The 10,604-nt window shown below is 62.2% G+C and carries 9 protein-coding genes; 2 read left to right on the forward strand and 7 right to left on the reverse strand.

Features of this window, described 5'->3' with window-relative positions:
- Positions 1 to 36: 36 nt before the first annotated feature.
- Together ACYBHZ_RS15625 and ACYBHZ_RS15630 are read left to right on the forward strand one after the other, a co-directional pair.
- On the forward strand, positions 37 to 2,472 hold the full coding sequence (locus ACYBHZ_RS15625; protein ID WP_460275209.1) for a heavy metal translocating P-type ATPase: 2,436 nt from the start codon (positions 37 to 39) through the stop codon (positions 2,470 to 2,472).
- Positions 2,473 to 2,522: 50 nt separating this feature from the next.
- Positions 2,523 to 3,128 carry an NUDIX hydrolase gene (locus ACYBHZ_RS15630; protein WP_460275210.1) on the forward strand — a complete coding sequence of 202 codons (606 nt, stop codon included), beginning with the start codon at positions 2,523 to 2,525 and terminating at the stop codon, positions 3,126 to 3,128.
- Here the strand turns inward: ACYBHZ_RS15630 and ACYBHZ_RS15635 are convergent.
- The 7 genes from ACYBHZ_RS15635 to ACYBHZ_RS15665 all read right to left on the reverse strand — a co-directional run.
- Complete coding sequence (locus ACYBHZ_RS15635; protein ID WP_460275211.1) at positions 3,125 to 5,233, reverse strand: 3'-5' exonuclease; 2,109 nt, start codon at positions 5,231 to 5,233, stop codon at positions 3,125 to 3,127. The genes ACYBHZ_RS15630 and ACYBHZ_RS15635 overlap by 4 nt on opposite strands.
- A complete protein-coding gene (locus ACYBHZ_RS15640; protein WP_460275212.1) occupies positions 5,223 to 5,612 on the reverse strand; it encodes a response regulator transcription factor in 390 nt (129 codons plus the stop codon). Before ACYBHZ_RS15640 ends, ACYBHZ_RS15635 begins: the two co-directional genes overlap by 11 nt.
- A gap of 20 nt (positions 5,613 to 5,632) precedes the next feature.
- Positions 5,633 to 6,124, reverse strand: coding sequence for a hypothetical protein (locus ACYBHZ_RS15645; RefSeq protein WP_460275213.1), 492 nt, complete (start codon positions 6,122 to 6,124; stop codon positions 5,633 to 5,635).
- 18 nt (positions 6,125 to 6,142) lie between these two features.
- Positions 6,143 to 7,960: a DUF294 nucleotidyltransferase-like domain-containing protein gene (locus tag ACYBHZ_RS15650; RefSeq protein ID WP_460275214.1), complete on the reverse strand. Its 1,818-nt coding sequence runs from the start codon at positions 7,958 to 7,960 to the stop codon at positions 6,143 to 6,145.
- Between the two features lie 100 nt (positions 7,961 to 8,060).
- Positions 8,061 to 9,788: a sodium:solute symporter family protein gene (locus ACYBHZ_RS15655; protein ID WP_460275215.1), complete on the reverse strand. Its 1,728-nt coding sequence runs from the start codon at positions 9,786 to 9,788 to the stop codon at positions 8,061 to 8,063.
- Positions 9,789 to 9,800: 12 nt separating this feature from the next.
- Positions 9,801 to 10,058, reverse strand: a complete 258-nt coding sequence (locus ACYBHZ_RS15660; protein WP_460275216.1) for a DUF4212 domain-containing protein — start codon at positions 10,056 to 10,058, stop codon at positions 9,801 to 9,803.
- Positions 10,059 to 10,247: 189 nt separating this feature from the next.
- Positions 10,248 to 10,604 (reverse strand): AMP-binding enzyme (locus ACYBHZ_RS15665; protein ID WP_460275217.1); only part of this gene is annotated, 357 nt, incomplete at its 5' end.

The raw sequence follows: 10,604 nt of genomic DNA on the forward strand, positions 1-10,604 counted from the left end.
CTAACCTTGTTGGTTCCAATGACCAGAGAGAAAAATATGCACAGCACCCGTTTGTCCGTTGAAGGTATGACCTGCGCCTCTTGTGTGGGCCGTGTGGAACGTGCGCTCAAGGCCACTGAGGGCGTTGAGAGCGCCAATGTGAACCTTGCGACCGAGACGGCGGATGTGCGTTTTGGCGACGGTGTGGATGTGGCGCAGCTTGTCGCGGTGCTTGATAAGGCGGGCTATCCGGCGCGGGCCGAAGAGCTGACCTTTGATGTGCAGGGCATGACCTGTGCCTCTTGTGTCGGACGAGTCGAGCGCGCACTGACCGCGACCGAGGGGGTGACGGAGGCCTCCGTCAATCTTGCGACAGAAACCGCGACGGTGCGGTATCTGTCCGGGGTGCAGGATGCTGAGAGCCTCACAGGTGTCATGTCCAAGGCTGGCTATGAGGCACGCCCGCGCGTCGACCGTGACGCCGCGCCCGTGAACCGCAAAGCGGATGAGGCGCGGGAGCTGCGCGGCAAGCTTATTCTGGCTGCCGCACTGACCCTGCCGATTTTCGTGATCGAGATGGGCGGGCATCTGATCCCGCCGCTGCATCACTGGTGGATGATGACCGTGCCGGAATGGCTCTGGCGCATGGTGCAATTTGCTGTGACGACCGTCGTTCTGGCGGTTCCGGGGCGGGTGTTCTTTGCCAAAGGCATTCCCTCCCTGCTCCATGGTGGGCCGGACATGAACGCGCTGGTCGCGATGGGGGCGGGCGCGGCCTATCTGTTCTCGACATTTGTCACCTTCTGGCCGCAGGCGGTGCCGATGGGTGCACAGAATGTTTATTTCGAAGCCGCCGCCGTCATTGTGACATTGATCCTTCTGGGCCGCTGGCTTGAGGCGCGTGCCAAGGGCCGCACGGGCGAGGCGATCCGCAAACTTGCTGGCATGCGCGCCAAGACCGCGCGGGTGGAGCAAGGCGATGAGGTGATCGAGGTTCCGATTGAAGAGATCAAGGTGGGCGACGTGCTACACCTGCGTCCGGGCGAGAAGATCGCGGTGGATGGCAAGGTGCTCTCGGGTGACAGCCATGTGGACGAGGCCATGATCTCGGGCGAGCCGATCCCGGTCGCGAAATCCGAAGGATCGCCCGTCATCGCGGGCACCGTGAATGGCGAAGGTACGCTCACCTATCTGGCCGAAAAGGTTGGCTCCGACACGATGCTGGCGCAGATCATCCGCATGGTGGAGGACGCGCAGGGCGCGAAACTGCCGATCCAGTCGCTCGTGGATAAGGTCACGATGTATTTCGTGCCGGTCGTGATGGGGCTGGCGCTTTTGACCACGATGATCTGGCTGATCTTTGGCCCGGACCCGGCGCTGGCGCATGCTTTGGTCGCCGGTGTTGCGGTGCTGATCATTGCGTGTCCCTGCGCCATGGGGCTTGCGACGCCGACCTCGATTATGGTCGGCACGGGCCGCGCCGCTGAGCTGGGCGTGTTGTTCCGCAAGGGCGATGCGCTTCAGGGGCTTCAAGACGTGAAAGTGGTCGCGTTTGATAAGACCGGCACGCTGACTGAGGGCCGTCCGGATGTGACAGAGGTGACGGTGCTGGACGGTGACGAAGATGCGCTTTTGTCCGAGGTTGCTGCCGTCGAGGCGAAATCCGAACATCCGATTGCGCGGGCGATTGAGCGCGCCGCCGAGACGCGGGGGCTGGTGCTGCCCTCTGTCGATAAGGCGCGGGCGATTGCCGGGCATGGGATCAAAGCGGAGATCGGCGAGGTGACGCTGCACGTTGGCAATATGCGTCTGATGAGCCGTGAAAAGATCGACACCGCACCGTTCGAAGCGCCGCTGGCCGCATTGGCCGAACAGGGGCGCACGCCGGTTTTGGTCGCCCGCAATGGCGTGCCGGTGATGGTGATCGGCATTTCCGATCCGGTCCGCCCGGCCTCTCGCAAAGCGGTCGAGGCGCTGCATGCACGTGGGATCAAGGTGGCGATGGTGTCGGGTGACACCCGTCGCGCCGCCGAGGTGATCGCCCGTGATCTCGGGATTGATCATGTCGAGGCGGAGGTTCTGCCGAAGGGCAAGGCCAAGATCGTCGCGGCGCTCAAGGAACATGGCGCGGTGGGCTTTGTCGGCGATGGGATCAACGATGCCCCGGCGCTCGCCTCTGCCGATGTCGGCATCGCGGTCGGCACGGGCACAGATGTCGCCATTGAGGCCGCTGATGTGGTGCTCATGGGCGGCGATCCCTCCGCCGTCGTCACCGCGTTCGACGTGAGCCACAAGACCATGATCAACATTCGCCAGAACCTATTCTGGGCTTTCGCCTATAACGTCGTGCTGATCCCCGTGGCAGCGGGTGTGTTCTACCCGGCCTTTGGGCTTCAGCTCTCGCCGATGCTGGGGGCTGCGGCGATGGCGATGTCTTCGGTCTTCGTGGTGTCGAACGCGCTGCGACTGCGGCGGATGACGGCGGCGTTCTGAGGCTTTAAGACCGCTTCCCCGCACGGCGTTCCACCGCTAAGGTTGCCGCCATGACGACAGATATTCCGATCCGAGATGCCGCCACGGTGATCCTTGTTCGCGAGGGCGCAGAGGGGCCGCGTGTCCTGATGGGGCAGCGCGGGCGCAGCGCCGTTTTCATGCCGGGGAAATTCGTGTTTCCCGGTGGTGCGGTCGATGCGGAAGATTTCGTGACGCCCTTGCCCGGTGCGCTCGATCCTCTGACGCAAAGACGTCTTTTGACCGAGACAGGAACGGACCTTGCCACGGCGCTGGCCAATGCCGCGCTGCGCGAATTGCGGGAGGAGACGGGCATGATCCTGCCCTCTGTCGCCGAGTTGCAGTTCGTCTTTCGTGCGATCACCCCGCCCGGTCGTCCGCGCCGTTTCGATGCGCGGTTCTTCCTTGTGAATGCGGCGCATCTGGGCTGTGATCCTGATGATTTTTCCGCCGCCGAAGACGAGCTTTCGCATCTGCAATGGGTGACGCTTGAGGGCGCGCGGGGCTTTGATCTGCCCTTTGTGACGCGCATCGTTCTGGCCGAGATCGAGGCCGGGTTCGCGCGCCCGATGCCGCCGGATCATGTGCCTTTCTATGATCATCGCGGCGCGGTCGGAAAAATCCGGGCGTTGTTTTAAGCCTCTTCCACCTGATTGGCGTCCTGTAGCAGGCGTTTGTGTTTGCGCATTTCGGTGAGCGCATCGCCAAAGGTGTGGATGCCTTTCTCCTGCGCCATGCGCAGCAGTTTGATGAACACGTCCGCCGTGGCGATGGTGTCGCCCATGGCGGTGTGGCGCGCTTCGGGCGGGATGGTGATGCCGAGCCGGGCGGAGATCGCGTCGAGCGTGTGCTCCTCAGATTGGCCAAAGACGATGGCGGAGAGGAGCACTGTGTCGAGCACGGGGTTGGTGAATTTCTCCCCGATCCCGGCCTCATGACGGCGCAGGAATTCCAGATCGAACGGGGCGTTATGGGCGACCAGAACCGCGCCGCGCGCGAAACTGTGCAGCTGTCGTCCGGCGATGTCGATCTTGGGTGCGTCCTTCACCATCTCGTTGGTGATGTGATGCACGGCGGTCGAAGAGGCGGGGATCGCCCGTCCGGGGTTCACCAGAAGATCGAGGCTCTCGGTCTCCACCACCTTGCTGTTGACGAGGCGCAGCGCGGCGATCTGGCAAATTTCGTCGCCATGAGAGGGCAGGAGTCCGGTGGTTTCCGTGTCGAACACGACATAGGTCAGATCGGCCAGCTGGCTGTCCATCAGCTCTTTCGGCGGCGTGCGGCTCAACAGGTCGAAATCATAGGTCGCGGTGCGGCGGCCATCGCCCAGCGTGCGGCGCACCCGGCGGGCCTCCCGGATCGGCAGTTTGAGAACCGCGCGGGAGGCGCGTCCGAATTCGGGCCAAATCTCTGTGCCATGGGCATCAAGGATGTCGCGCCCGGTGATCCCGGCCAGCCCGACGTCGAGCGGCTCTTTGAGCCAGCTTTCCAACAGATCGACCGACAATGGTTCGCCGCTCCAGCCAAGCGCCAACATGGCGCCGCCTTCCGGGTCGCGGGTGATCAGGAAGGAAAACGCGCGCGCGCCTTTGCGCGCCAGTTTGCGCGTAACGTGGGACAGGAGCGTGATGATCTGGAGCGCGTCGAGGGTCAGCACCATCGGGTCAGGCGCATCCGCCGCAAGGCTGATCTCCGCCTCAGTGAGCTGTGCGGACAGGGCATCGCACAGCTCGGATGAGCGCACCTGCGCCATCGGCCACCAGTCGGCCTTATGCGCCTCATATTCCGCGTCGAACTGCGCGACCTCTGTGGTCAGCTTTTCCATCTCGTCGAACAGCGCGGCCTCAAGCCGGGGATCGTTGCGCAGGGTTTCATCTTCTGCCCGCGCGGTCAGTGTGCTGCGCAGCGAGGCCAGCGAGGGTCTCAGCCGTGCGATGAGGCGCGACAGGAGTTTTTCACGCTCGGCATGAAGCGCGAGATCGCTGGTGACATCGTCGAGGGTGAGCACATAGGGCGGGGTGACATCGCCTTCATCGGGCGCGTGCATGAGGCGCATGCGGGCGGACAGAACCTCCCCGCCATGCACGGTTGCGACCGTGAGCGGCAGAACATGGCCATCGCCGCCTTCGCCCGCGCAGAGCCGGGCATAGGCAGAGCGGATCGGTCCCGCGCGCAGAAAATCGAAGATCGAATGATCGAGGCCCGGGGCATGATCGGAAGACAGAAGCTCTGCTGCCGCGCCGTTGTAAAAGGCCATCTTGTGCAAGCCGGACAAGAGCACGACACCGAGCGGCATCTCGGCGGAGAGCGCGGTGAGCTTTTCCTTTTCCTCGACGAGACGCGTGGTTTCCTGCGCCACGGTTTCGGCCAGCTTGTTGCGGGTTGCGGCGAGGTTCGCGGTCACCGCCTGTGCCGCCGGAGCGAGATCGCCGAGATAGCGGGCGGTCTTGGCGTCAAGCGCGTCTTCCACATCGGCATGGGCGCGGGCCAGAAGCCCACCCGCAAGCCGTTGGATCGGGCGGGCGACATGTTCGTCAAAGAGAAACCAGACCCATGCCACGACGGCGAGCGTGGCAAAGCCCGCGATGACACCGGCAAAGATAAATCCATCCAGCGCCGCAGGGTCCTCCATCCGGGCGAACCCGAGATAAAGACCGACGGCCTCGCCCGAGATGGCGATCAGCGCGAGGAAGGCGAAAAACAGAAAGACGCGTAGCCTGAGAGACCAGTGTTCAACCTTCATGGCCCCCTCCTGAGATCAGCTGGGACACGGCGCTGCGCAACTCGTCTGTGGCGAAGGGTTTGCTCAGAAAGGCATTCGCGCCCATTGCCATCCCCTTGCGCTTTTCCGGCTCAGAACAGCGGGCGGACATCATCAGGACCGGCAGGTCCGACAGGGTCGGGTCAAGGCGCATCTGCTGGCAAATCTCATAGCCGGATTTGCCGGGCAGGGTCACATCGAGGATCACCAGATCGGGCCGCTGCGCCCGAATGTTCGGCAGGGCCTGATCGCCGTCCGCGACGCGTTGAATCTCATGCCCTTGGCGGGACAGCAAAACGTCGATGGCGAGGGCGATGTTGTCCTCGTCTTCCACGAGCAGGATGCGGGATGCGGGTGCCATGCTTTACGTCTCCCTTTTGCCTATCTGAGCTTGTCACAGGCGGTGCGCAGGATCGGATCGTTCTGATCCATATCCACCCAGTCTGCCGTCGACAGATCGCCGGTCACATCGCTGCGGCGCGCGTTCTGGCAATCGAAGGACATCGGCACGATGGCGCTCTCGGCGCGACGGGCGATGAGATACATGTCGGTCTGGACGATGGCGCCGTCGACCTGTGCCTCGGCCTTGTCGAGCGCGATGAATTGCGTTGTGACGGGGGCGAGATAGGTCCAGGGGCGCCAGATTTGTTTCTTGTCCACCGTGGTGGCGACGACCTTGTCCGGGCCAAGCCCCTCCTGTGCGCGTCCGGCCCAAGAGTAATCCGACCAGATCGAAAAGGCGATCATCGCCAGCCCGGCGGCGGCGGGCATCAGCCATTTCGGAAAGGCTCCGCCGCTGAGCTTTTGCATCAGCAACACAAGACCCGCAGCGCCGACCCCGGCGGAGATGGTGGCAATGAATTCGAGAAGCATGGGGAGTTGTCCCTTCTGTTATGAGCGAGCCGACGAGGAGCCGAGCGAGGATTGCATGGTTCGGACGATGACGAAAGCATCGCGCAGGTGTGAGCGTTCGAACGCCGGGAGCGCTGAGGGCGGCAGAAAGTTGTCGGGCTTCTGCCCTTCGCGGACCTGCGCGGCCTGATGTTCAAGCCGGGCGGTGGCGATGGTGTCGTAAGCTGCCAAAAGGTCTTTGCCGCCGCTCTCAGAGATGATCCCGGCCTCGATCGCGCCGACGATACGGGCGCGGGTGTTGGCGGCGGTGAGTTTGCCTTGAAGCGCGTAGACGCGGCCCAGATCGACGATGGGGACGACGCCGTTCGCCTTCATGTCGAGCGCGTTGCGATGCTCGCCTGATTTGATCGTCGCAAAGCCCCTGAGCAGGCCCAGAGGCGGGGTGTGCTTGAGCGAGTTGGAAATCATATGCGCGACGAAGATCGAATTTTTCGACGCGGCTTCCAAGGCGGTCTGTTGCAAGGGCGCAAAGAGCGAGGTGTCCCCGGCAATCGGGCGCAGGTCATACATGACGGAGGCGAGCATCTGCGCTTCATTGTCGGGCGCGGAAATCCATTTGTTGAAATAGCCCTGCCAGACCGACAGACGCTGGCACCAACGGTCCGTCATCGCCATCATTTCGCCGGGGCAATAGAAATAGCCGCAGGCGTCCAGCCCGTCGCAGACAAACCGCGCGAGTTTGCGGAAATAGTCCATGTCGGCGTCCGAAGCAGCATTGTCGATGATCAGACAATTGTCCTGATCCGAGACGCCGGTTTGCTCGCGTCTTCCCTGACTGCCGCAGGCGGCCCAGAGATAAGGCACGGGGGCGGGGCCGAATTCTTCTTCGCCCATCTTGAGCAACCGCCGGGTGACCAGATCGGCAATGTCGGTGACTTTGCGGGTGACGATATCATGGGCGAGATGCGAGCCGACGAGCTGCATCAGAAAATCCGGCAGACGCGCGGTCACGGCGGCCATGTCGGGGATCGTCTCTGCCGAGGTCAGGTCAAACACCATCTGGGTCTGAGAAGACCCGAAAAAGCGGGTGATGTCGGTCTGGGTGACCATGCCGACGAATTTCCCGGCTTCGACGATGGGCAGGTGCCCGATGTGGTTTTCCAGCATGACGTGAATGACATCGGTGCCAAGCGCGCCGGGATCGAGCGTGATCGGATCGCGCGCCATGATCTCGGAGACGGGCAGGGAGGTGTCGCGGCCTTCGGCAAGTACCTTGTTGGTCATATCGCGGACGGTCACGAGGCCCAAAAGGCGCGTGTCCTCGGTCACGGCGACGGAGGAGATTTTCTCGTCGCGCATCAGGCGTGCGCAATCGGCGATGGTGGTGTCTTCCGTGCAGGTCACCGGGGCATGGGCCATCAGATCAGACACATGCTGCGTCATGAGACCGGAGGCGGCTTTGGGCCGTGCCTGACCCCGGTTGAAATAGCGGGCGAAGGCGGCGTTGGCGGCAACTTCGGCCTTGAAAGCCTCCGGTGTGAGCAACAGCAACGTACAGTCGGTGGCAGCGGTGGCCGTGGTGGCGGCCAAACCGTCGCGCAGCAATCCGCGTTCGCCGAAATGGTTCGACTTTTGCAGGAGCGAGACCTGACCGCCATTGATGTCGGTGATCTCGATCGAGCCCTCTTTGATCAGGTAAAGCCCTTCAAGCAACTCGCCATGGGCAAAGATCACCTCGCCTTCGCGAAAGCTCTTGCGTGAGAAGGATGTGGACAGCGCCTCAAGCTCTGCTTGCGGCAACACATCATAAGGGTGGGTGGTCTGGAGAAAGCCGATGATCTTGGCGGCGGTAGACATCGCGGGCTCCACAATAGGCTTTGAAAAAGGGCGCGAAAGCTGATTGCCCCCGCGCCCCGAGTATGGTGTGGGGCGGGCCCGTAGGCCAGCCCGGACCGTCTTAGTGATCGACGGCTGCACCTGCACCGCTCGGGATGCGGACGCTTTCGACCAGTTCCTGGATCTCGACCGGCGGCTCGTCCGTGGCGTTGGACACCACATAGGCCACCACGAAGTTGATCAGAGCGCCGATGGAGCCGAAAGAGGTCGATTTGATCGACAGCAGCAGCGGATCGGCATCGGTGAAGCTGTTCGTGCCCGGGATGAAGAACCAGCCCTTATGCAGGAAGATGTAGATCAGCGTCACAGCGAGACCTGCGATCATCCCTGCAACCGCACCTTTGTTGTTGATGCGTTTGGAGAAGATCCCCATCAGAAGCGCCGGGAAGATCGAGCTTGCCGCGAGACCGAAGGCCAGAGCCACGGTTTGCGCCGCAAAGCCCGGCGGGTTCATGCCCAGATAGGTCGCGATCACGATGGCCACGGCCATGGAGACACGGGCGGACATCAGTTCGCCTTTTTCGGAGATCGACGGGTTGATCTGCGACTTGATCAGATCGTGCGAGACCGCCGACGAGATCGCCATCAGAAGACCCGCTGCGGTGGACAGAGCGGCGGCAAGACCACCGGCTGCGACCAGCGCGATCACCCAACCCGGCAGGTTCGCGATTTCCGGGTTTGCCAGCGTGATGATGTCGCGGTTCACGGAGAACTCGTTGGCGTCTGCGTCACCGACATATTGGATCAGACCGTCGCCGTTTTTGTCCTCAAAGCCGAGAAGACCGGTTTGTTCCCAGTTCTTGACCCAATCCGGGCGCTGCTCATAGGCGAGCGGGGCTTCGGTGGTGCCGTTCGGGTAGACCGTGTCGATCAGGTTCACGCGGGCCATCGCGCCCACAGCCGGAGCGGTGAGGTACAGAAGCGCGATGAACACCAGTGCCCAACCCGCAGAAGAGCGTGCGGCGGCCACGGTCGGAACCGTGAAGAAGCGCACGATCACGTGGGGCAGACCGGCGGTGCCAATCATCAGGGACAGGGTGAACAAGAACATGTTCAGCGTGGTGTCCGTCTGACGGGTGTATTCGGCAAAGCCCAGATCCTGCAGCATGCCATTGAGGGTCTCAAGGATCGGCATGCCGGAGGATTTCGCATCCGCAAACAGGCCGAGCGGCGGGATCGGGTTGCCGGTCAGTTGCAGCGAGATGAAGATTGCCGGGATGGTGTAGGCCGTGATGAGCACGACATACTGCGCCACCTGCGTGTAGGTGATGCCCTTCATGCCGCCGATAACGGCGTAGAAGAACACGATGGCTGCGCCGATCAGAAGGCCGGTGGTTTTGTCCACTTCGAGGAAGCGGGAGAAGGCCACACCCACGCCGGTCATCTGGCCGATCACATAGGTCAGAGAGGCGACGATGAGACAGATCACGGCCACGGTGCGGGCGGTCTGGCTATAGAAACGGTCGCCGATGAATTCCGGCACGGTGAACTTGCCGAACTTGCGCAGGTAAGGCGCAATCAGCATCGCCAGAAGCACATAGCCCCCGGTCCAGCCCATCAGGTAGGCGGAGGTGTTGTAGCCGCCGAAAGAGATGATCCCCGCCATGGAGATAAAGGAGGCGGCAGACATCCAGTCCGCGCCGGTGGCCATACCGTTGACCACCGGGTGAACACCCCGGCCAGCGGCATAGAATTCAGATGTGGAACCCGCGCGGGCCCAGATCGCGATCCCGATGTAGAGCGCAAAGGTCGCGCCCACAACGATGAGGTTGAGGGTAAACTGATCCATTCTTTTCGCTCCTTACTCGTCAACGCCATGTTGTTTGTCGAGCTTGTTCATTTTCGCCGCGTAGGTGAAAATCAGCACGAGAAAGACAAGGATCGAGCCTTGCTGGGCAAACCAGAAGCCAAGGTCCGTGCCGCCGATTTTGATGCCGGACAGCATGGGCCGCAGCAGGATGCCGAAGCCGAAAGAGCAGATGAACCAAATCACCAGTGAAATGCCGATGATCCGCTTGTTCGCTGACCAATAGGCGTTGTTGTCTGAATTGTCCGCCATGAGCGGTCCTCCCTTTTGTCCCCGATCTGCGGTCTCAGTCGTTCCTCCGGGAACGCAGATCTTTCAAAGTGACGGCCCCGCCTCCTCGCGGAAACCGCTCCTTCCTTTCCAAATGACCCTTTGGTCTCTGGATGCATCGCCCCTCATTTCGTGGGGGCGATGCCTTAGCCTACCATATCTGTGCGTAAATCACGCAGATTTTTGATAGAGCGAATTACTAATCAACTCCTCGACGACGGCGGGTTCGGCGAGGGTTGAGATATCGCCGAGGGAGCCAGTGTCGTTCTCGGCGATTTTACGTAGGATGCGGCGCATGATTTTGCCGGAGCGGGTTTTCGGCAGACCGGGCGCCCATTGGATGAAGTCCGGCTTGGCGATCGGGCCGATCTCGGTGCGGACCCATTTTTCGAGTTCCTTGCGCAGGTCCTCGGAGGGCTCCACATCGTTCATGAGCGTGACATAGGCGTAGATGCCTTGGCCCTTGAGCTCATGCGGCATGCCGACCACGGCGGCTTCGGCGACCTTGGCGTGGGCGACGAGGGCGCT

This window comes from Celeribacter sp. ULVN23_4 (assembly GCF_054788345.1).

What these genes read in the sequence shown, in the direction of transcription:
- ACYBHZ_RS15630 (WP_460275210.1), top strand. Translation starts at nt 2,523, where the DNA reads ATGACGACAGATATTCCGATCCGAGATGCCGCCACGGTGATCCTTGTT.
- ACYBHZ_RS15650 (WP_460275214.1), bottom strand. Translation starts at nt 7,960, where the DNA reads ATGTCTACCGCCGCCAAGATCATCGGCTTTCTCCAGACCACCCACCCT.
- ACYBHZ_RS15625 (WP_460275209.1), top strand. Translation starts at nt 37, where the DNA reads ATGCACAGCACCCGTTTGTCCGTTGAAGGTATGACCTGCGCCTCTTGT.
- ACYBHZ_RS15635 (WP_460275211.1), bottom strand. Translation starts at nt 5,233, where the DNA reads ATGAAGGTTGAACACTGGTCTCTCAGGCTACGCGTCTTTCTGTTTTTC.
- ACYBHZ_RS15640 (WP_460275212.1), bottom strand. Translation starts at nt 5,612, where the DNA reads ATGGCACCCGCATCCCGCATCCTGCTCGTGGAAGACGAGGACAACATC.
- ACYBHZ_RS15660 (WP_460275216.1), bottom strand. Translation starts at nt 10,058, where the DNA reads ATGGCGGACAATTCAGACAACAACGCCTATTGGTCAGCGAACAAGCGG.
- ACYBHZ_RS15655 (WP_460275215.1), bottom strand. Translation starts at nt 9,788, where the DNA reads ATGGATCAGTTTACCCTCAACCTCATCGTTGTGGGCGCGACCTTTGCG.
- ACYBHZ_RS15645 (WP_460275213.1), bottom strand. Translation starts at nt 6,124, where the DNA reads ATGCTTCTCGAATTCATTGCCACCATCTCCGCCGGGGTCGGCGCTGCG.